This is a genomic window from Streptomyces sp. TRD_SC_5 (assembly GCF_056836825.1).
Window position 1 is genome coordinate 4855246 of record NZ_JBWZZS010000001.1, and the last position, 20777, is coordinate 4876022.

The following is a 20777-nucleotide window of genomic DNA, read 5'->3' on the forward strand; positions in this document are numbered from 1 at the left end:
CCGAACTTTTCACTGCCCCGGTACGCCGCAAGCGTGCCGGGGCAGTGCTATGCGCTGGGGGCTGTGTCCGGGTGGCTGTGTGCGGCGGCGGGCCGGTCAGCCGCGGCGTACCGCGCAGAGGAGGCCGTCGCCGACCGGGAGCAGGGCGGGGACGAGTTTGTGGCCCTCGCGGACTTCTCGCAGCAGTTCGCGCAGGCGCAGGACCTCGGCGGGCTGCGCCGCGGAGTCGACCGTGCGGCCGTCCGCGAAGGCGCCTTCGAACACGACGATTCCGCCGGGCTTCAGCAGGCGCAACGATTCAGCGAGGTAGTCCATGTACTCGAGACGGTCGCCGTCGCAGAAGACGAGGTCGTACCCGCCGTCGGCGAGGCGGGGGAGTACGTCGAGGGCGTTCCCGGGGATGAAACGCGCGCGGTTCGCCGCGTAGCCGGCCGCGCGGAACGCCTCGCGGGCGAACTGCTGCCACTCCGGCTCCGGGTCCACGGTGGTGAGTACGCCGTCGGGCCGCATCCCATTGAGCAGATAGATGCCGGAAACGCCCGTACCCGTGCCGATTTCGGCCACCGCCTTGGCGTCCGCGGTGGCAGCCAGAAGCTGCAGCGCGGCACCTGTCCCGGGTGACACCGCGCGCAGTCCTGCCTCCCGGGCCCGATCGCGCGCCCAGTGCAGGGCTTCGTCCTCGGCGACATAGGCGTCGGCGAACGCCCAGTTCGTCTGCCGGTTGGCGGTAATGGCCCTCTCCTGTCCCCGTAGTTGGCGCACCCGTGACTGTATCCGCTGACGTCGGGAACCCGCAGATGGGACCGGGCGTTGAAAGAGGACAGGGGGAGACATGGATCAGGACCGCATGCGGCTTCCAAATTCGCGTAAAGATGCTTATCCGGAGCTAACGGGCGAGGTGGCTATGGTAGGGGCTCCACTGGACACCACCAGAGCCGATAGGGGAGGTGCGGCTGCGCCTGTGGATCGGGGAGGAGTGCTGCGGCGCTTTCTCAGGTCGGCGGGTGAGCCGAAATCCGTGACCGACATTGCTGACCGCACGCCTTCCACGCATTCCGCACAGACCGCGACCTTCGCCTCAGACGCGGAATCTCAGGCGTGGACTCCTCCCACCTGGGAGGAGATCGTCAGCACGCACAGTGGTCGCGTCTACCGCCTCGCCTACCGCCTGACCGGCAATCAGCACGACGCCGAGGACCTCACCCAGGAAGTCTTCGTCCGCGTGTTCCGCTCGTTGTCGACGTACACGCCCGGCACGTTCGAGGGCTGGCTGCACCGCATCACGACGAACCTGTTCCTGGACATGGTCCGCCGCAAGCAGCGCATCCGCTTCGACGCGCTCGGCGACGACGCCGCAGAGCGGCTGCCCAGCCGTGAGCCGTCCCCGCAGCAGGTCTTCAACGACACCCACTTCGACGCGGACGTCCAGCAGGCGCTGGACACGCTCGCGCCCGAGTTCCGTGCGGCGGTCGTGCTCTGTGACATCGAGGGCCTGTCGTACGAGGAGATCGCCGCGACGCTGGGCGTCAAGCTCGGGACCGTACGCAGCCGGATCCACCGCGGTCGCTCCCACCTGCGCAAGGCTCTCCAGCACCGGTCCCCCGAAGCGCGCGCCGAGCAGCGGTCGCTCGCGAGCGTGGGCACCGGTGTGTCCGCGGTGGGCGGAGAGGGCGGAGCCGAGTGAGTGGCACCCGACCGACCTCTGCCGAACAGCACCTGGGAGACCGGCTGGCCGCCCTGGTGGACGGCGAGCTGAGTCATGACGTCCGCGAGCGTGTCCTGGCGCACCTGGCGACCTGCGCCAAGTGCAAGGCCGAGGCCGACGCCCAGCGCCGCCTGAAGAGCGTCTTCTCCACCACCGCGCCGCCGCCGCCTTCCGAGGGCCTGCTCGCCCGGCTCCAGGGGCTGCCCGGCGGTGGCCCCGGGGCCGACGACAGCGACGACACACGGCCGTTCGGACAGGGCGGCTTCGGACACGGAGTGTTCGGCGCCGACACCCCGCGAGCGAGACCCGGACGACCCGGCAACACCTTCGACTTCGGTTACGTCCCGGCCGCCGGGCACACCGGCGTGCTTCCCGGCGCCCCGTCCGGGCGTGGCTTCCGCATCCATGACGTGGGCCGCCCCGAGGCGGAGCGTTCCGGCGGGCGCGGAAGGCGGCTGGCCTTCGCGGCCGCGAGCGCCGTGTCGCTCGCCGCGTTCGCGCTCGGCGGCGCCATGCCGGTCGGCTCCGCGGGTGAGAACACCGCGAGGGGCGGAGGCTCGGGCAACAACGTCACGCCGCTGCGCGCGGCGGGCCCGACCGGCGCCGTCACGGAGAACACCCGCCGCCGCACTACGGGCAACGGCCTGGTCGCCACTGCCGGCGTCGGTACCCATACCGGTGTCAACACCGCCGCGCCGTCCGGGCTCTTCGGAGCGGGAACCGGGCAGGGCGGCGCCCAGGGTGGCTCGCTGACGCAGCCGTTCGCGGCGCCCGCGCTCGCCGGTCAGGCCCCGTTGCCGCTGATACGCCGTTCGGCTCCCGCCCTGTCGCTCGGCTACGCCCCCGGCCACCGCCCGCCGGCGATCGCGGCACCGCCGCCGCTTCAGTCGGCCGCTCCGTCACCGCCCGGGCTGCCCGTTTCTCCCTGAGACTGGTTGAATCCTCGCAGGGATGCCCCGAGGGGGCACGGACAACGGAACGCACGGCCCTACGGGCGTGCTCGTGGGGTGCGGGGAGACATGGACGAGGGCAAGCCCACCGGGCCGAAGGCAAAGTGGTGGAGTCGTCCCGCGCCGGTTCACGGGGCGCCGGAGCGGAAGCCGGAGCCGGAGCGGGACTTGGCACAGGACGCGGTGCTCGCGGCCGCAGCTCCTGCGGCCGTGCCCCGGGCGCCCGAAGCCGCCGGGCCGGTGCCTGCGGCGCCCGGCCCGGTGCCGCCGCGACAGGCCGCTGAGGCCGAGCCCGGCCCGCAGGCGCGACCGCAGCCCCTCCACGCGCCCGATCCGTACGCCACACCGCCCTACGGAGGCCCGGGACCTTGGGCGCCCGCGCCACCCGTGGAGCGCCCGGTGCCGACTCCGCCACAGGGCACGTTCGTACCGCCGGGAGCGCCGGGAGCCCATGGGGCGCCCGCGGCGAACGGGGCCGGTGCCCCCATGGCACCGTCACAACACCACCAGCCCCAGCACCAGGCCCACCCCCAGCCCCAGCACCCCCAGCCCTCCCAATGGCTGCAGTACGACCCCTGGGGCGCGCCCCAGCAGCCGCTGACCCACCCCGGTGACCCGGCGGGCGGCCGGCCGAAGAAGGGCCGCCGGGGCACGCTGCTCGTCGGGGCGTTGCTGGTCGCGCTGGTCGCCGGCGGCATCGGCGGCGGCGTCGGGGCGTACGTCGAACGCAACGGCGGCGTCACCCGCGTCGAACTGCCCCAGGCGCAACAGGCGGACGGCAAGGGCCGCGCCCCCGACAGCGTCGCGGGCATCGCGGCCAGCGCCCTGCCCAGCGTCGTCACGCTGCATGTCAGCGGGGCCGGTGAGCAGGGCACGGGCACCGGCTTCGTACTCGACGCCAAGGGCCACATCCTCACCAACCACCATGTGGTGGACCCCGCCGGTGCCAACGGCACCATAAACATCACCTTCAGCGGCGGCCAGACCGCGAAGGCGAAGCTCGTCGGCAAGGACAGTGGCTACGACCTCGCGGTCGTCCGCGTCCTCGGCGTCGACGGGCTCAAGCCGCTTCCCCTGGGCAACTCGGAGAACGTCCAGGTGGGGGACCCGGTGGTGGCCATCGGCGCGCCGTTCGACCTCCAGAACACGGTCACCTCCGGGATCATCAGCGCCAAGGAGCGCCCCATCACCGCGGGCGGCGAGAAGGGCGACGGCAGCGACGTCAGCTATGTGAACGCGCTCCAGACCGACGCCCCGATAAACCCGGGCAACTCCGGCGGCCCGCTGGTGGACGCCCAGGCCCGCGTCATCGGCATCAACAGCGCCATACGCGCGGCGGACAACAGCGCGGGCCTCGAAGGCAGCCAGGGCGGCAGCATCGGCCTGGGCTTCGCCATCCCCATCAACCAGGGCAAGCGCGTCGCCGAGGAGCTGATCAACACCGGGAAGGCGACACACCCGGTGATCGGTGTCACGCTGGACATGAAGTACGCGGGCGACGGCGCCCGCGTCGGCACCAAGGGCGCCGACGGTCCGCCGGTGACGCCCGGCGGCCCCGGGGCCGCCGCCGGGATCAAGCCTCGCGACATCATCACCGAGGTCGACGGCCGGCCGGTGCACAACGGGCAGGAACTGATCGTCAAGATCCGCGCCCACCGCCCCGGCGACCGGCTGGAACTGACCGTGGTGCGCGCGGGCAAGGAGCGGACGGTCTCGGTCACGCTCGGCTCGGCGGACGGCAACTGAGGGAGAAGCGCACAGACGTCCGCGTGAGTGTTACGTGAAGGTACCGTCCGGACAGATTGGGCGGGTACCGTTGACCGGGCCCGGACCGGTCCTCTGCCTGCGGCGGGGGAAGTCCCACCCGACCTGCGGGCGCGGAGAACCCAAGGAGCAACAAGGTGTTCAGTGACATAGGCGCACTCGAGCTGGTGACGCTCGTGGTTCTCGCCGTGCTCGTCTTCGGGCCGGAGAAGCTGCCGAAGCTCATTCAGGACGCCTCGGCGATGATCCGCAAGCTCCGTGAGTTCTCCGAGAGCGCGAAGCACGACATCCGCTCCGAACTCGGCCCCGAGTTCAAGGATTTCGACTTCGAGGACCTGAACCCGAAGACCTTCGTCCGCAAGCAGCTGATGGACAACGACGACCTCGGTCTCAAGGAGATCCGCAGCAGCTTCGACCTCAAGAGCGAGATGGCAGAGGTCGCGGACGCCGTCCACGGGCGCGACAGCGGCTCGTCGGCCGGTTCCGCGAACGGTTCGAACGGTTCGGCCGGCAAGGCGAATCTGTCGAAGGACTCCACCGGCACCCCCGACCTGCTCAAGAAGCGCGAAACGCCCGCTCAGAGCGAGCGCCCGCCCTTCGACGCCGACGCCACCTGAGCCCCGCCCTTCCCGACGAGCCGCACCAAGGTGGCTATCCTCCATCTGTCCGGATGTGAGGACGCCCGAGGGGGGCGGGCCGTATCCGGACGCCACGGAACAAGGAGGCGGCCGGATAGATGGAGACCACGAGTCGGGTCGGAGCGCAGGGAGCACCCCTGACGCCCAGCACGTCCACAGCGGAGGGGGTGCCAGCAGCCCGGCGTACGGTCGACGGCTATCTGCGCGCGCCCTTCCCCTGGTACGGACTGGATGACGCGTTCACCGGGCCCCGCTGGCTGATGCAGGTCGGCACGGCGGCGGACGGCACGGTGCAACACGGTTCCACGGGCCACGGCGAGGAGCCGTCGATACGGCCCGCCGCCGAGGACGGCCAGGAGAAGGAACGCTTCGCGGTGGTCGTCACCGTCGCCAGCAGCCCGGTGCGACGCAGCGGCGACGGTACGGGCGTACTGGAGGCCACTTCGGTCTCCTCCGCCGCCTGGCTGGCCGGCTCGGGCCTGCTCTCGGCCACCTGGCCCGCCCAGCTGGACCACTCGCTGCGCGACGACTGGCTGGACCAGCAGACCGAGACGGCCTTCGAGCTGGCCGACGACCTGTCGGGCCCCGCCTGGTCGTCGCTGTCGCTGCCGGTGGACGGCGTACCGACGCCCTTCCGCTACCGCGAGTCGGAGTACGGCTGGGTGCTCGCCGGGGCCGGGGAGGACGGCGTGATCATCGGGGCGTACGGGCGCGGGATGAGCGCGTACGGACTGGGCTTCTCGGTGGTGAAGGACATCACGTCGTACGACCAGGGCCAGTAGGAGGTCAGGTCGTACGACGAAGGGGGGCGCCGCTCGCTCGGAGCGGCGCCCCCCTTCGGGGTGCCCGGAACGGTCCCGGACGCGTCAGAACTTGTTGCGCGGGGTGATCCCCAGCGACATGCCCGACAGGCCGCGCGCACGGCCGCCCAGCTTGCCCGCGATCGAGCGCAGCGCCGCACCGGCGGCCGAGTCCGGGTCGGTCAGCACGACGGGCTTGCCCTCGTCGCCGCCCTCCCGCAGTCGTACGTCGATGGGGATGGAGCCCAGCACCGGCACGTTCGTACCGGTCGTCTTCGTCAGCCCCTCGGCGACCTTCTGGCCACCGCCGGTGCCGAAGACGTCGACCATCTCGTCGCAGTGCGGGCACGGCAGGCCCGACATGTTCTCGACGACGCCGACGATCTTCTGGTGGGTCTGTACGGCGATGGAACCGGCCCGCTCGGCGACCTCGGCCGCAGCCTGCTGAGGCGTCGTCACGACAAGGATCTCGGCGTTCGGCACGAGCTGCGCCACCGAGATCGCGATGTCACCGGTGCCCGGCGGCAGGTCGAGCAGCAGCACGTCCAGGTCGCCCCAGTACACATCCGCGAGGAACTGCTGGAGCGCTCGGTGCAGCATCGGCCCGCGCCACACCACAGGCGCGTTGCCCGGCGTGAACATTCCGATCGAGATCACCTTCACGCCGTGCGCCGACGGCGGCATGATCATGTTCTCGACCTGAGTGGGCTTGCCGTCCACGCCCAGCATGCGCGGCACGCTGTGGCCGTAGATGTCCGCGTCGACGACGCCGACCTTCAGGCCGTCCGCCGCCATCGCCGCGGCCAGGTTGACCGTCACCGAGGACTTGCCGACGCCGCCCTTGCCGGACGCCACCGCGTAGACCCGGGTCAGTGAGCCGGGCTGGGCGAAGGGCACCTCGCGCTCGGCGGTGCCGCCGCGCAGCGCGCCCGCCAGCTCCTTGCGCTGCTCGTCGCTCATCACGTCGAGCTCGACGGAGACACTTGTCACACCCTCGACGCGCTCGACCGCCTCACGCACGTTGTTGGTGATGGTCTCGCGCATCGGGCAGCCGGAGACGGTGAGATAGACCGCGACGGCAACCGCGCCGTCCGCCCCGATCTCGACCGACTTGACCATGCCGAGGTCAGTGATCGGTTTGTGGATCTCGGGGTCGTTCACCGTCGCCAGTGCTTCGCGCACCGCGTCTTCCATAGCCATACCGTGATGGTACGGCGCGTACTGCCACACCGGGAAAGCCCTGTCAGCGGTCGGCTTCGTCACTCTCGGAAGCGGCCTCGGGCGGGAATAGGGAGCGCCGCTCCTCCAGCTCCTTGACCAGGTCCACGAATTCCGAGCGGATCCAGTCGCGGGTGGCGACCTCGCCGAGCCCCATCCGCAGCGCCGCGATCTCCCGCGTCAGGTACTCGGTGTCCGCGATCGACCGCTCGTTCTGCTTGCGGTCCTGCTCGTGGGTGACGCGGTCCCGGTCGTCCTGGCGGTTCTGCGCGAGGAGGATCAGCGGGGCGGCGTACGACGCCTGGAGGGACAGCATCAGCGTCAGGAAGATGAACGGGTACTCGTCCCAGCGCAGGGCGGGCGGCGCGAAGATGTTCCACGCCACCCACAGCAGGATGGTCAGGGTCATCCAGACGAGGAAGCGCCCCGTGCCCAGGAAGCGCGCGATCCGCTCCGAGAACCGGCCGAAGGCCTCCGGGTCGTACTCCGGCAGCAGCCGCTTGCGCGCGGGGCGCGGCTGGTCCAGACGCACCCGGGACGCCCTGGGCAGCGCGCTCGAGCCGGTCGCGCTCCGGCCGCCCCGCTCCCTCGGCTCGGCGTTCCTGTCACTGCCCACGGGCGGCCTCCCTGTCCAGCGCCGTGCCCGGAGTTTCAGGGGGCTCGTGGAACTCGGTCTCGCGCCAGTCGTCGGGGAGCAGGTGGTCGAGTACGTCGTCGACGGTCACCGCGCCGAGCAGCGAGCCGCCCTCGTCCACGACCGGGGCGGCGACCATGTTGTACGCGGCGAGGTAGCTCGTCACCGCGGGCAGCGGCGTGCCCGGCGACAGCGGCGGCAGATCGGACTCCACGACGGAGCCGATTAGGGTGCCCGGCGGCTCCCGCAGCATCCGCTGGAAGTGCACCGTCCCGAGGTACTTGCCCGTCGGCGTCTCGTCCGGCGGCCGGCAGACGTACACCTGCGCGGCCAGGGCGGGGGAGAGGTCCTGCTGCCGTACGCGGGCCAGAGCGTCCGCGACCGTCGCGTCGGGCCGCAGCACGATCGGCTCGGTCGTCATCAGACCGCCGGCCGTCCGCTCCTCGTACGCGAGCAGCCGCCGTACGTCGGCCGCGTCGTCGGGCCGCATCAGCATCAGCAGCCGCTCCTTGTCCTCCTCGGGCAGCTCGGACAGCAGGTCGGCGGCGTCGTCCGGGTCCATCGCCTCCAGGACATCGGCGGCCCGCTCCTCTGCCAGCTTGCCGAGGATCTCCACCTGGTCGTCGTCGGGCAGCTCTTCCAGTACGTCGGCGAGCCGGTCGTCGTCCAGCGCGGCGGCCACCTCGGCGCGGCGCTTGGGCGTCAGGTGGTGCAGGGCGTTGGCGAGGTCGGCGGGGCGCAGCTGCTCGAAGGTGGCCAGGAGGTTCTCCGCGCCCTGCCCGTGCTCCTCCAGCGAGAACCCGCTGACCGCCGACCACTCCACGGTCAGCGTCTCCCCACGGCGCCGCAGTGCGCCGCCCTTGCCCTTGCGCACGAAGACCTTGTCGATCTCCCAGTCACGGCGGGCGGGCAACTGCGCGATCGACACGTCGAGGACGGTGACCTCCTCGCCGCTGTCGACCAGCTGCACGCGGCGGTCGAGAAGCTCACCGAGGACGAGCCGCTCCGTCGGGCGCTGCTCGAATCGGCGCATGTTCACCACGCCCGTCGTGATGACCTGTCCCGACTCCACGCCCGTCACCCGGGTCATGGGGAGGAAGATCCGGCGCCGGCTCACCACCTCGACGACCATGCCGAGGAGACGCGGCGGCCTGCTGCCCACGCGCAGCATCGCCACCAGGTCGCGCACCCGGCCGACCTGGTCGCCGTTCGGGTCGAACACGGCGATGCCGGCGAGGTGCGAGACGAAGACGCGGGGGGCGCCTGATGCCATGTGGTGCGCCTCCCTTTCTGGACAAAATGCGGCTGACAACGGGTTCAGGCTAGCTCGTGCCGGTCGCCGCCGCTCCAAAGGGGCCGTCCGGACGGCTCTCTGCCGGACGGCGTAGACGGCACGGGTACGCTGCCTGCTGCCACCCCGGACACCCGCATGAGAGGCAGTGCGCTTGTGACTGCATTTCCCCCGGCCGCCCGAGCCCGCCGGGCTGCCCTACTCGGCGTCGTGTGCGTCGGGCTGACCGCGGCGCTCACCGCTTGCGGTGAGGAACCGGTCGACCCGGACAAGGGGACCAACGGAGTGGGGAGACTCTCGGCGACGGCCATCGAGGCCAAGGCGCGGAACGCGGCGCGCGACGCGGAGTCGGTGCGGCTCTCGGGCACCGTCGTCAGCAAGGGACGCTCGTACAAGCTCGACATGCGGCTCAAGGAGGACGGCGGCACGGGCTCCGTGACGTCCAAGGGCAGCTCGTTCGAGCTGTTGCGCATCGACGACGAACTCTTCATGAAGGCGGGCGCGGATTTCTGGGACCACGGGGCGGGGCGTTCCCCCGAGTCCTCAGAGCCTCCGGAGTCCTCAGAGTCCGACGAGGCGGCCGGGGGCAAGCTGGAGGACAAGTACGTCAAGGTCCCGGACGACGACCCGGCGTACGACCAGCTGCGCGGCTTCACGGACAAGGACGTCCTGCTCGACGGCCTGCTCGGGCTGCACGGCAAGCTCAGCAAGGGCGACCGCCCGGAGGTCGGCGGCGTCCGTACGATCGAGGTCACCGGCGGCAAGGGCGTCGGCGGGAGCCTCGCCGTGTCACTGCTCGGCACGCCGTATCCGCTGAAACTGGAGCGGGCGGGGGGTGCGGGCGTGGTGCGGCTGGCCGACTGGGACGAGGAGTTCGCGCTGGAGGCGCCGGGCAAGGGCGAGACGGTGGACTACGGCGGCCAGCTCCCGAAGACGTCGGACGAGTCCTAGCCCTGCCTACTTCCTCTTCCGCTTCATGAGGAGGCGGGGGAGGGCTGCCGGGGCGGGCAGCCGGGTCGTGGCGCCGGTGGGCAGGGGCTTGGCGGCGAGCGACCCGTCAGGCAGGTCGGTCGTGACACTCTGCGGTTCCAGGCGCAGTACGCGGCACTCGCGGGCCCAGCGCTCGGTCATCTGCTCGGCGTCGGGCGCGTTCAGGCGCTTGCCCTTGAGCTCGGCGACGGCGGCTTCCCATTCGTCGGTCCCGGCCGGGTGCTCGGTGACGGCGGCCGTCCAGGCGACGAGCCGGCCGCCCTTGTCCTTGCTGCGTACGGTGACTTCGGCGCTCGCGCCGTCCGCGAGCCCAGGGAACGGCTGCTCGCCGGTCCCGTCTCCTACTACGTACGCGGCGCCGTCGTGCCACACGTGCCACAGGGACCGGGCGGGGCCGGTGCCGCGCACCCAGATGAGCCCGGACTTCTTGGTGGCCTCCTCGACGAGGGCCTGGTCGAGCAAGGTCTGCGTCATACGGGCCAGCCTAGGCGCTGCCCCGCGGGGCTCGTTCCCCTACCCGCCCCTTCCCGGCTGTGACACTTTGCGACTCCGCCGCGTGAGGGTCTCCACCCCGGACCCCGCCCTGCTGGCGATCCCGGGCCCGCATCGCGCTCGTCGTCAGAGCCAGCCGTTCCTCTTGAGCGTGCGGTGGATGGTCACACAGACCACCACGATCGAGCCCAGCACCAACGGGTAGCCGTACCGCCAGTGCAGCTCCGGCATGTGATCGAAGTTCATGCCGTACACACCGCAGATCATCGTCGGTACGGCCACGATCGCCGCCCAGGACGTGATCTTTCGCATGTCCTCGTTCTGGGCGACCGTCGCCTGCGCGAGATTGGCCTGGAGGATCGAGTTCAGCAGTTCGTCGAAGCCGACGACCTCTTCGTGCACGCGCGCGAGGTGGTCCGCGACATCGCGGAAGTACTTCTGGATGTCCGGGTCGACGAGCCGCATCGGCCGCTCGCTGAGCTGCTGCATCGGGCGAAGGAGCGGGGCTACGGCCCGCTTGAACTCCAGGACTTCGCGCTTGAGCTGGTAGATCCGGCCCGCGTCCGAGCCGCGCGGACTCCCTTTGGCGGGCGCCGAGAAGACATCGATCTCGACCTCGTCGATGTCGTCCTGCACGGCCGCCGCCACCGCGATGTACCCGTCGACGACATGGTCGGCGATCGAGTGCAGCACCGCCGAAGGCCCTTTGGCCAGCAGCTCCGGGTCGTCCTGGAGCCGGTGGCGCAGCGCCCGCAGCGAGCCCTTGCCGCCGTGCCGCACGGTGATGACGAAGTCCTTGCCGGTGAAGCACATCACCTCACCGGTCTCCACGACCTCGCTCGTCGCGGTCAGTTCGGTGTGGTCGACGTAGTGGATCGTCTTGAAGACGGTGAAGAGGGTGTCGTCGTACCGCTCCAGCTTCGGCCGCTGGTGCGCGTGTACGGCGTCCTCCACGGCCAGCGGGTGCAGCCCGAACTCGGCTGCGATACCAGCGAATTCGGCCTCGGTCGGCTCGTGCAGACCGATCCAGGCGAAGCCGCCGCCCTCCCGGACTCGGGTCATCGCCTCGTGCGGGGTGAGGTATTCGGCGTCCTTCACCCGGCGCCCGTCGCGGTAGACGGCGCAGTCCACGACCGCGCTGCTCGCGGACGGGTCGCGAGTGGTGTCGTAACCGCTGTACACGGTGCTGCTCTTGCGCAGGGACGGACGGACCGCTGCGCGCAGGTCACGGATCATCGACATGGCGGGCTCCTTCACGGAGAAGCCGTCTGCGAGGCATGGCACTGCCCGGAATGGAGACGTGCGGGCCACAGCGTCGGGGCGGCCGTACGTCGGCAAAGCGGGCGGCACCGCAGGACGCGGTGACGGCGTTCGCTCAGACACGGATCAGGCAAAAATGAAGTGCTCTTCCGTCGCGCGAAATACCGTGAGCCCCGTAGGTTTCACCGGTTGGCGACCGGGTACGAAGGGCTTCAGGCCCCGGGGAACACTGACTGTGCGGAAGAGCGGTTGGTACTGCCGGGACGACTTCGATCCACCGCAGCCCCACCTCCTCCGGCCGGTCCCCCATGGGGGATGACGTGATGTCGGGGCTCGAAAGCCACGCTTCTGCGTGCTGCCCTGACCAGCGGCCAAGACTATCAGCCCACTGTTGTGTCAAGGCTCTCCCTTTGCCCGTTCCATACGCGACTTATGCTCGCGGCATGGGAGATGTTCTTGCGCTGGTCGAAGCCCGGTTGCGTACGACGCTGGGCGAACCGGACGCGCGCGCCGCTGTCACGTTCCTCGGTACCGACCGTATGGAGGTACTGCGTTTCGTGGACGGCGACATCGTCCGCTACGCCACGCTCGGCATGTCGGCCCAGCCGATGGCCGACCCGACCGCCGTCCTCGCCGACCCGGTGAAGGGCCCGCGCGCCGAGCTGGTCCTTTCGGTACGGGCCGGTGTCGCCGACACCGACAAGGTGCTGCGCCCGCTCGCGGTCCTCGCGGCGTCCCCGCAGGTCGAGGGTGTGATCGTGGCTCCCGGCGCCTCGCTGGACCTCGGCGGGCCGCTGTGGCCGGGGGCGCCCTTCAGCTCCGTACTGGTCGCGGAGGCCGGCGGCCTGGTCGAGGACCTGGAGCTGGACGCCCCGATGGACTCGGTGCGCTTCCTGCCCCTGCTGCCCATGACGCCGAACGAGGCGGCCTGGAAGCGGGTCAAGGGCGCCCAGGAGCTCCAGGAGCGCTGGCTGTCGCACGGCACGGATTTGCGCGATCCGCTGCGCGCATCGGTGCCGCTCGATTGATTGCTGCGGCGCGTCGCGCGCAGCGGTGAAGAACGCGTAGGCCGTTGCCAACGCCGCGGCCCGGGCGGTGGCGGATCCGGCGCCCGGACGGATTCGGCTCCGGACGGGTGATCGTCCTTGACGCGAGGACGGCCGGGGAGGACCGTTGGGCCCTATGAGGGGCGAACCCAGTTGCCCGAAGTGCGGTGGCCGGGTCAGGGCGCCCGGTCTCTTTGCCGACTCCTGGCAGTGCGACGTGCACGGGACAGTGCATCCGCAGCAGCCCGTGATCCCGCCGAGTGTCGAGGCCCTCACCGTCGCGGTGAAGCGTGCCAAGGTCCCGGTGTGGATGCCGTGGCCGCTGCCTGTCGGCTGGCTGTTCACGGGGGTGACCTGCGCGGGTGACGACCGCAGTGGCTCACGTGCCACAGCCGTCGCCTGCTCGGGACCAGGACCGCTCGGCGGTCTCGGCGAGATACTGCTCGTCGCGGAGGAACTCGGCGTCGGCCTCGGCGCGCGCTACGCGGGCGTGGAAGGGCCGGACCCCGGGGCGTACCTGAGCATGGACAAACCGCCGCAGGCCAAACTCCTCGCGGCCGGACGCCCCACCCCGCTGTGGCACCTTTCCGGCGTCCCGGACGACCGGGCCGTCTTCGCCGGCGAGGCGTGCGGGCTGTGGCTGTGGGCGATCGTCTGGCCGGAGCAGTCGGGCCTGATGATGTACGACGAACTGATACTGACCGACCTGCGCGAGGCGGGCGCGGAGGTGGACCTCGTACCGTGCGGGGCGCTGTCGCCGCGACTGCTGGCCTGACTCCGCGGCCCCGTTGCCCCGCGACCCCGGAGTGAACGCGGGCGGATCCGGGGGTGTTCGATTCCCGGCTATCCTTGACCGGTCCCCCCGTCCCGCCGAGTCTCCGGAGTCAAGCGTCGTGCGCATCGATCTGCACACCCACTCCACGGCTTCGGACGGCACGGACACCCCCGCCGAGCTGGTGCGCAACGCGGCGGCGGCCGGGCTCGACGTCGTGGCGCTCACCGACCACGACTCGACGCGCGGCCACGCCGAGGCGATCGCCGCGCTTCCGGCGCTCCCGACGGCGCTGACTCTCGTCACCGGCGCCGAGCTCTCCTGCCGCCTCGACGGCATCGGGCTGCACATGCTGGCGTACCTCTTCGATCCCGACGAGCCCGAGCTGGCGCGCGAGCGCGAGCTGGTGCGGGACGACCGGGTGCCCCGCGCGCAGGGCATGGTCGGCAAGCTCCGGGAGCTGGGCGTACCGATCGAGTGGGACCAGGTGGCCCGTATCGCCGGAGACGGTTCGGTCGGCCGCCCGCACATCGCGTCCGCGCTGATGGAACTCGGCGTCGTCGAGACCGTCTCCGACGCCTTCACGCCCGACTGGCTGGCCAACGGCGGCCGCGCGTACGTCGAGAAGCACGAGCTCGACCCCTTCGACGCGATCCGCCTCGTCAAGGCGGCCGGCGGAGTCACCGTCTTTGCGCACCCCGGCGCCGTCAAGCGCGGCGACACGGTCCCCGAGAGCGCGATAGCGGCGCTGGCCGCCGCGGGCCTCGACGGGATCGAGGTCGACCACATGGACCACGACGGGCCGACCCGCGCGCGCCTGCGCGGCCTCGCCGCCGATCTCGGGCTGCTGACCACGGGGTCCAGTGACTACCACGGCAGCCGCAAGACCGTACGGCTCGGTGAGTTCACCACTGACCCCGAGATCTACGGCGAGATCACGCGGCGCGCGACCGGCGCGTTCCCGGTGCCGGGCGCGGGCGGAAGCCTCCTTCCGTAACACCGCGTTTCCCGGTGCTCCTCCCCCTTTCCTCGTAAGACCCTCTTCTCGCAAGGCCTCACTGTGCTCGACTTCGCCGTTTTCGGATCCCTCTTTCTCACGCTTTTCGTGATTATGGACCCCCCTGGGATCACCCCGATCTTCCTCGCCCTCACCTCGGGCCGGCCCGCCAAGGTGCAGCGCAGGATGGCCTGGCAGGCCGTCGCTGTCGCCTTCGGCGTGATCGCCGTCTTCGGCGTGCTCGGCCAGCAGATCCTCGACTACCTGCATGTGTCCGTGCCCGCGCTGATGATCGCGGGCGGCCTGCTGCTGCTTCTGATCGCACTCGATCTGCTCACCGGCAAGACCGACGAGCCGACCCAGACCAAGGACGTCAACGTCGCGCTCGTACCGCTGGGGATGCCGCTGCTCGCGGGCCCCGGCGCGATCGTCTCGGTGATCCTCGCCGTACAGCACGCCAAGACCGTCGAGGCGCAGGTCTCGGTCTGGGCGGCGATCGTCGTGATGCACGTGGTCCTGTGGCTGACCATGCGCTACTCGCTGCTGATCATCCGGGTGATCAAGGACGGCGGAGTCGTCCTGGTGACGCGCCTCGCCGGCATGATGCTGTCCGCGATCGCCGTGCAGCAGATCATCAACGGCGTCACCCAGGTCATCCAGGGCAGCTGACCCCGGCCCGGACGCACGAGCGCCCCCGTACGCGGTGTACGGGGGCGCTTACCTCACAAACAAACCACTACAGAGTGTTATGAAGCCGAGGTCTCGGCCGGGCGGATGTAAATGCGCTGGCCGACAGAGGCGGCCTGCTGCACGATCCGGTTGACGGAGGCGGCGTCCACGACGGTGCTGTCAACGGCGGAGCCGTCGACGTCGTCCAGGCGCATGATTTCGAAGCGCAAGGCTTCTCCCTTCGTCTGATCCTCCTGCTGGAGAACTGTGTGTGGGAACGCGAGGCTAGGCGCCGCGCGTTCTCCAAGGGTTACAACGGTGTGCACACCACAGTCATTCCCTACGCTAAAGAAAACTTTCGACACTCTAAATACTCACTGGTAGCGGGACCGGTTGTGTCCGCTCGCCCACGCCACGGACAATGAGAGCCGTATGGACGACGCACAGCCTTCGGGCCCCTCTGAACTCGCCAGGGTCACCGCCCGCCTGGAACGCACCAACGAGCTGCTCCAGCGCATGCTCGCCGAGGTGGCGAAGACCCCTTCCACCCACGCGATCTTCGTCGACGCCGGATATGTCTACGCGGCGGCCGGCCTGCTCGTGACCGGGACCGAGGACCGCAGGTCGTTCGACCTCGACGCGGAAGGGATCATCGAGGCCTTCATCGACAAGGCCCGAACGATCTTCGCGGACAGCAGGCTGCTGCGCGTGTACTGGTACGACGGGGCCAGGCGCCGCATCCACACCACCGAGCAGCAGTCGATCGCCGAGCTGCCCGACGTCAAGGTCCGCCTGGGCAATCTCAACGCCAACAACCAGCAGAAGGGCGTCGACTCCCTGATCCGTACGGACCTGGAGTCACTCGCCCGGCACCGCGCCATCAGCGACGCGGCGCTCGTGGGCGGCGACGAGGACCTGGTCTCCGCCGTCGAGGCCGCCCAGGGGTACGGCGCACGGGTCCACCTGTGGGGCATCGAGGCGGGGGAGGGACGGAACCAGGCCGAGCCGCTCCTGTGGGAGGTCGACAGCCAGCGCACCTTCGACCTCGACTTCTGCAAGCCGTACGTCACGCGGCGACCGGTGACGACGTACGAGAACGAGGGCACCCCGCGGCCCACCCGCGAGGACGTCCGCTTCATCGGTGCGCAGATCGCGGCGGCGTGGCTGGGCGCGCGCGGCCGGGAATCGCTGGCGGACCTGCTGCCCGGCCACCCCTACCTGCCGGGATCGGTGGACCAGGAGCTCCTGGTGGAGGCCGAGCGGCTGCTCCAGCGGTCCCTGCGCGGTCACGCGGACCTGCGCCGGGCGCTGCGGGACGGCTTCTGGCAGCACCTCCAGGCGCAGTACTAGCCCCCGGCCGGCCCCTCGGCCCTCACAGGGCGTCCCAGAATCCCGCCAGCGCTTTCGCGGTCTCCTCCGGCCGGTCGGTGTTCGGTGAGTGCTGGGCACCCTCGATCACCGTCCGGTACGCGCCGAGCCGCCCGGCCATCTCGTCGATCAGCGGCACGGGCCAGGTGTCGTCCGAGTCCCCGGACACCACGTGCAACGGCAGCCCCACCGCGGCGAGTTCGGCCACGCGGTCCGGCTCCTTGGTCAACTGCCAGCCGGTGGCGATGAGTTGGGCCGGATTGTGCCGCAGCCAGCGGGCGCGCAGGGCGGTGCCGTCGAGGTCTGTTTCCTCCGGAGGGTCGAGCGCCCGCATGGCTTCCCAGACCTGATCCATCGTCATGGCGCCGAGAGCCTCCGTCAGCAGGGCGATCTTCTGCTGCTGGGCGGGCGAAACCTGGGCGGGGCCCGACGACAGGAGGGTCAGCGACGCGAACGGCGAAGCGTCGAGCAGTACGGCCGCGCGGGCGATCTGACCGCCGAGGGAGTGCCCGACAAGATGCAGCGGCGTACCGGCGGCTCGGGCCTGCGCGAGGGCGTCGAGCCCCAACTCCTGCTGTGCGTACCCCTCTTGGCCCTGCGGGCCCTCGGACTCGTACTGCCCGCGCCCGTCGACCGCGACGACCCGGTAACCCGCCTGCGCGAGGGGCACCAGCATCGCGATGAAGTCTTCCTTGCTCCCGGTGTACCCGGGCAGCAGCAGCGCGGTGCCTCTGGGCTCCGGGAGCGGTGGCTCGGCTTCGAGTGCGGCGAAAACGCCGCGCGAGGTGCGCAGGGGGAGCGCGCGGGTGCCGGGGGGCGGGGTGAATGTGGGCGGCCTGCTCATGCGACGAGGCTAACGCGCCGATGGCCCGGCCCCCGCGAACGGGAACCGGGCCATCGGGACGGCGGGCTGAGCCTGCGCTCAGCCGCGCTGCTTGCTCAGCTCTCCGGCTGGGCGGCAGCGGCCGCGCGGTTGCGGCGGCGCGGTGCCTTCACCGGAGCGGCCTGGGCCTCGGCGGACGTGGCGGCCTCGGTGACGGCCTCGGCCGGCTTGGCGGCGCGGGCGCGGCGGCGGGGCGCCTTGGGGGCGGCCTCGGGCTCCGTCGCGGGGACGGGGACCGTCGCCTCGACTGTTTCGACTGCGGCGTCGGCGGTGCGCGTGCGGCGGCGGGTGCGCTTGGGCGCCTCCGGCTCCGCTGCGGGGGCCGGTGCCTCGACTGTTTCGACTGCGGCGTCGGCGGTGCGGGCGCGGGTGCGGCGGGCGCGCTTCGGGGCCTCGGGCTCCGTCGCGGGGGCCGGTGCCTCGACCGTTTCGACCGTCTCGACGGTTTCAGCCGGGGCGTCGGCGGTGCGCGTGCGGCGGCGGGTGCGCTTGGGCGCCTCGGGTGCCTCCGCCGGGGCGGGGACCGCTGCCTCGACTGCCTCGGCTGCGGCGGCGCGGGTACGGCGGCGCGGCTTCTTCGGGGCCTCGGGCTCCGCCGCCGGGGCCGGAACCGGAGCCTCCAGCGTCTCCACCGCGGCCTCCGTCGCACGGGTGCGGCGGCGACGGCGGGGGGTACGGGCCTCGGCGGGAGCCTCGGGAGCCGCATCGGCCTCCGGCGCCTCGGTGGCCGTGGGGCCACCGGAGACCGCCGTCGCCTCGTCCGCCGACACCGGCGCGCCATTGCGCGTACGACGACGCTGACGCGGCGTACGCGGGGCACGCTCCTCAACGACGGCCGGCGCGGCGGCCGCAGCGGCCGGTGCGGACTTGCGCCCGCGGCCACCCGTCTCGCCGAGGTCCTCGACCTGCTCCGCGCGCAGACCCGCACGGGTCCGGTCGGCCCGGGGCAGTATGCCCTTCGTACCGACGGGGATGCACAGGATCTCGTACAGGTGAGCCGACGTGGAGTACGTCTCCTCCGGCTCGTCGAACGGCAGGTCCAGCGCCTTGTTGATGAGCTTCCAGCGCGGGATGTCGTCCCAGTCGACCAGCGTGACGGCGATGCCCTTCGCGCCGGCGCGGCCGGTGCGGCCGACGCGGTGCAGGTACGTCTTCTCGTCCTCGGGCGTCTGGTAGTTGATGACGTGGGTCACACCCTCGACGTCGATACCGCGCGCGGCGACGTCGGTGCAGACCAGCACGTCGACCTTGCCGTTGCGGAACGCGCGCAGCGCCTGCTCACGCGCTCCCTGGCCGAGGTCGCCGTGGACCGCGCCGGAGGCGAAGCCGCGCTTCTCGAGCTGCTCGGCGATGTCCGCGGCGGTGCGCTTCGTACGGCAGAAGATCATCGCGAGTCCGCGGCCGTCGGCCTGGAGGATGCGGGAGACGAGCTCCGGCTTGTCCATGTTGTGCGCGCGGAAGACGTGCTGCGTGATGTTCGCGACGGTCGCGCCCTCGTCGTCGGGCGACGTGGCGCTGATGTGCGTCGGCTGTGACATGTACTTGCGGGCGAGGCTGATGACGGCGCCCGGCATGGTCGCCGAGAACAGCATCGTCTGACGCTTCGGCGGCAGCATCTTCATGATCTTCTCGACGTCGGGCAGGAAGCCCAGGTCGAGCATCTCGTCGGCCTCGTCCAGGACGAGCGAACGCACGTGGGAAAGGTCGAGCTTCTTCTGGCCCGCGAGGTCGAGGAGACGACCGGGCGTACCGACGACGATGTCGACGCCCTTCTTGAGCGCCTCGACCTGGGGCTCGTACGCACGGCCGCCGTAAATGGCGAGCACGCGGACGTTGCGGACCTTGCCAGCGGTCAGCAGGTCGTTGGTGACCTGCTGGCACAGCTCACGGGTCGGTACGACGACGAGCGCCTGCGGGGCCTCGGTCAGCTTCTCGGGCTTGGCCCGGCCGGCCTCGACGTCCGCGGGGACGGTCACGCGCTCGAGCAGCGGAAGGCCGAAGCCGAGCGTCTTGCCGGTGCCGGTCTTGGCCTGGCCGATGACGTCGCTGCCGGAGAGCGCGACGGGGAGCGTCATCTCCTGGATGGGAAAGGGGGACATGATGCCGACGGCTTCAAGGGCCTCGGCGGTCTCGGAAAGAATCCCGAGGTCTCGGAACGTAGTCAGGGTGCTGCCTCTTCTGTGAGACGCGACGCGACGCGAACGAAGGGGGTCGTACCGTGCCTGTTTTCGTCCGGCCATAAAAATGGGCCGGGAGGCGCGGGACCACGTGCCGTCGCTCAAGCGCTCGTGTCGCTGAGGGGGCCCCTCATCTTGCGGTCGTACGCCTTGGTACGCCCCGCGTGGAGGGCTGTCGGGTCGGAGCCGATCGGGCCACCGACCGGGCATCCTCATTCAATTGCGCCGCGAAATGCCCTGGGCACTCTGCTAGCGCTTTACCACTGTACCCCGGAATCGCGCAGGTGTGTCGGTACGATTTACCGCATCGGGGTCGGGGCAGTGGCTGACCAGGCCCTTACGTACCTGGGAGAGCGGGCTATTGTGCGGTTCATGGAGACGCCTGACAACGCCACTGCACCCGAAGAGACACCCCGCACCGGTATCGCCGCCCAGGACTGGGCGACGGCGTCCACCGAGCCGAATTACCACGCCGCGGTCGTGGACCTGCTGGGCGCGCTCGCGTACGGAGAGCTGGCGGCCTTCGAGCGCCTGGCCGAGGACGCGAAGCTCGCCCCGACGCTCGCCGACAAGGCCGAGCTGGCGAAGATGGCGTCGGCGGAATTCCACCACTTCGAGCGGCTGCGGGACCGGCTGACCGCGATCGACGAGGAGCCGACGGCCGCGATGGAGCCCTTCGCGAAGGCGCTCGACGACTTCCACCGCCAGACCGCCCCGTCCGACTGGCTTGAGGGCCTGGTCAAGGCGTACGTCGGCGACTCGATCGCCAGTGACTTCTACCGCGAGGTCGCGGAGCGGCTCGACTCGGACACCCGCGGGCTGGTGCTCGCCGTCCTCGACGACACGGGCCACGGGAACTTCGCGGTGGAGAAGGTGCGCGCCGCGATCGAGGCGGACCCGCGCTGCGGCGGCCGGCTCGCGCTGTGGGCGCGCAGGCTGATGGGCGAGGCGCTCTCGCAGGCGCAGCGGGTCGTGGCGGACCGCGACGCGCTCTCCACGATGCTGGTGGGCGGCGTCGCCGACGGGTTCGACCTGGCGGAAGTGGGACGGATGTTCTCGCGGATCACCGAGGCCCACACCAAGCGCATGGCGGCGCTGGGCCTGGCGGCGTAACGCCGCATCC

Annotated in this window: 21 protein-coding genes; 12 read left to right on the forward strand and 9 right to left on the reverse strand. The window is 71.0% G+C overall.

All coding sequences use genetic code 11. The features are described 5' to 3' along the window. Positions 1-96: 96 nt before the first annotated feature. The gene (locus tag AC1P0E_RS22450; RefSeq protein WP_482743932.1) at positions 97-762 is read right to left on the reverse strand and encodes an O-methyltransferase; all 666 of its coding nucleotides are present in this window, start codon (positions 760-762) and stop codon (positions 97-99) included. 142 nt (positions 763-904) lie between these two features. Here AC1P0E_RS22450 and sigE point away from each other — a divergent pair, with 142 nt between their 5' ends. From sigE to AC1P0E_RS22475, 5 genes are all read left to right on the forward strand, one after another. After that, the gene (gene sigE, locus AC1P0E_RS22455; protein ID WP_482743933.1) at positions 905-1684 is read left to right on the forward strand and encodes an RNA polymerase sigma factor SigE; all 780 of its coding nucleotides are present in this window, start codon (positions 905-907) and stop codon (positions 1682-1684) included. After that, positions 1681-2634, forward strand: a complete 954-nt coding sequence (locus tag AC1P0E_RS22460; RefSeq protein ID WP_482743934.1) for an anti-sigma factor family protein — start codon at positions 1681-1683, stop codon at positions 2632-2634. The genes sigE and AC1P0E_RS22460 overlap by 4 nt, the downstream gene beginning before the upstream one ends. A 90-nt stretch (positions 2635-2724) precedes the next feature. Further along, positions 2725-4401, forward strand: a complete 1677-nt coding sequence (locus AC1P0E_RS22465) for a S1C family serine protease (protein ID WP_482743935.1) — start codon at positions 2725-2727, stop codon at positions 4399-4401. Between the two features lie 155 nt (positions 4402-4556). After that, positions 4557-5036 (forward strand): sec-independent translocase, encoded by a 480-nt coding sequence (locus tag AC1P0E_RS22470; RefSeq protein WP_482743936.1) that lies wholly within the window; start codon positions 4557-4559, stop codon positions 5034-5036. Positions 5037-5155: 119 nt separating this feature from the next. Then, positions 5156-5839, forward strand: coding sequence for a hypothetical protein (locus tag AC1P0E_RS22475; RefSeq protein WP_482743937.1), 684 nt, complete (start codon positions 5156-5158; stop codon positions 5837-5839). An 84-nt stretch (positions 5840-5923) separates the two neighbouring features. Here the strand turns inward: AC1P0E_RS22475 and AC1P0E_RS22480 are convergent, their stop codons facing one another. The 3 genes from AC1P0E_RS22480 to AC1P0E_RS22490 are packed head-to-tail and all read right to left on the reverse strand — an operon-like array spanning position 5924 to position 8982. Continuing rightward, a complete protein-coding gene (locus tag AC1P0E_RS22480) occupies positions 5924-7057 on the reverse strand; it encodes an Mrp/NBP35 family ATP-binding protein (RefSeq protein ID WP_482743938.1) in 1134 nt (377 codons plus the stop codon). 43 nt (positions 7058-7100) lie between these two features. Then, positions 7101-7691 carry a DUF1003 domain-containing protein gene (locus tag AC1P0E_RS22485; RefSeq protein ID WP_482743939.1) on the reverse strand — a complete coding sequence of 197 codons (591 nt, stop codon included), beginning with the start codon at positions 7689-7691 and terminating at the stop codon, positions 7101-7103. After that, positions 7681-8982: a magnesium transporter MgtE N-terminal domain-containing protein gene (locus AC1P0E_RS22490; protein WP_482743940.1), complete on the reverse strand. Its 1302-nt coding sequence runs from the start codon at positions 8980-8982 to the stop codon at positions 7681-7683. The genes AC1P0E_RS22485 and AC1P0E_RS22490 overlap by 11 nt, the downstream gene beginning before the upstream one ends. Before the next feature lie 174 nt (positions 8983-9156). Here AC1P0E_RS22490 and AC1P0E_RS22495 point away from each other — a divergent pair, with 174 nt between their 5' ends. After that, positions 9157-9951 carry a hypothetical protein gene (locus AC1P0E_RS22495; protein WP_482743941.1) on the forward strand — a complete coding sequence of 265 codons (795 nt, stop codon included), beginning with the start codon at positions 9157-9159 and terminating at the stop codon, positions 9949-9951. Positions 9952-9957: 6 nt separating this feature from the next. On the opposite strand, the gene AC1P0E_RS22500 is transcribed toward AC1P0E_RS22495, so the two are convergent. Together AC1P0E_RS22500 and AC1P0E_RS22505 are read right to left on the reverse strand one after the other, a co-directional pair. After that, the gene (locus tag AC1P0E_RS22500; protein WP_482743942.1) at positions 9958-10464 is read right to left on the reverse strand and encodes a hypothetical protein; all 507 of its coding nucleotides are present in this window, start codon (positions 10462-10464) and stop codon (positions 9958-9960) included. Between the two features lie 144 nt (positions 10465-10608). Beyond that, entirely contained in the window at positions 10609-11724 is a 1116-nt protein-coding gene (locus tag AC1P0E_RS22505) for a magnesium and cobalt transport protein CorA (RefSeq protein ID WP_482743943.1), read from the reverse strand. 461 nt (positions 11725-12185) lie between these two features. On the opposite strand from AC1P0E_RS22505, the gene AC1P0E_RS22510 reads away from it, so the two are divergent. The 4 genes from AC1P0E_RS22510 to AC1P0E_RS22525 all read left to right on the forward strand — a co-directional run bounded on the left by AC1P0E_RS22510 (position 12186) and on the right by AC1P0E_RS22525 (position 15226). After that, a complete protein-coding gene (locus AC1P0E_RS22510; RefSeq protein WP_482743944.1) occupies positions 12186-12770 on the forward strand; it encodes a suppressor of fused domain protein in 585 nt (194 codons plus the stop codon). A 154-nt stretch (positions 12771-12924) separates the two neighbouring features. Further along, a complete protein-coding gene (locus AC1P0E_RS22515; protein WP_482743945.1) occupies positions 12925-13563 on the forward strand; it encodes a DUF6758 family protein in 639 nt (212 codons plus the stop codon). 118 nt (positions 13564-13681) lie between these two features. Next, positions 13682-14557, forward strand: coding sequence for a PHP domain-containing protein (locus tag AC1P0E_RS22520; protein WP_482743946.1), 876 nt, complete (start codon positions 13682-13684; stop codon positions 14555-14557). Between the two features lie 63 nt (positions 14558-14620). Next, the gene (locus AC1P0E_RS22525; protein ID WP_482743947.1) at positions 14621-15226 is read left to right on the forward strand and encodes a MarC family protein; all 606 of its coding nucleotides are present in this window, start codon (positions 14621-14623) and stop codon (positions 15224-15226) included. A 77-nt stretch (positions 15227-15303) separates the two neighbouring features. On the opposite strand, the gene AC1P0E_RS22530 is transcribed toward AC1P0E_RS22525, so the two are convergent. Then, positions 15304-15456 carry a hypothetical protein gene (locus tag AC1P0E_RS22530; RefSeq protein WP_093799180.1) on the reverse strand — a complete coding sequence of 51 codons (153 nt, stop codon included), beginning with the start codon at positions 15454-15456 and terminating at the stop codon, positions 15304-15306. Positions 15457-15658: 202 nt separating this feature from the next. On the opposite strand from AC1P0E_RS22530, the gene AC1P0E_RS22535 reads away from it, so the two are divergent. Beyond that, positions 15659-16576, forward strand: a complete 918-nt coding sequence (locus AC1P0E_RS22535) for an NYN domain-containing protein (protein WP_482743948.1) — start codon at positions 15659-15661, stop codon at positions 16574-16576. 22 nt (positions 16577-16598) lie between these two features. Here AC1P0E_RS22535 and AC1P0E_RS22540 read toward each other — a convergent pair whose 3' ends face one another. Continuing rightward, the gene (locus AC1P0E_RS22540; RefSeq protein WP_482743949.1) at positions 16599-17438 is read right to left on the reverse strand and encodes an alpha/beta fold hydrolase; all 840 of its coding nucleotides are present in this window, start codon (positions 17436-17438) and stop codon (positions 16599-16601) included. A 95-nt stretch (positions 17439-17533) separates the two neighbouring features. Next, positions 17534-19576 carry a DEAD/DEAH box helicase gene (locus AC1P0E_RS22545; protein ID WP_482743950.1) on the reverse strand — a complete coding sequence of 681 codons (2043 nt, stop codon included), beginning with the start codon at positions 19574-19576 and terminating at the stop codon, positions 17534-17536. Positions 19577-20026: 450 nt separating this feature from the next. Between AC1P0E_RS22545 and AC1P0E_RS22550 the strand changes: the two genes are divergently transcribed. Beyond that, positions 20027-20767 (forward strand): ferritin-like fold-containing protein, encoded by a 741-nt coding sequence (locus AC1P0E_RS22550; RefSeq protein WP_214975350.1) that lies wholly within the window; start codon positions 20027-20029, stop codon positions 20765-20767. Positions 20768-20777 lie beyond the last annotated feature (10 nt).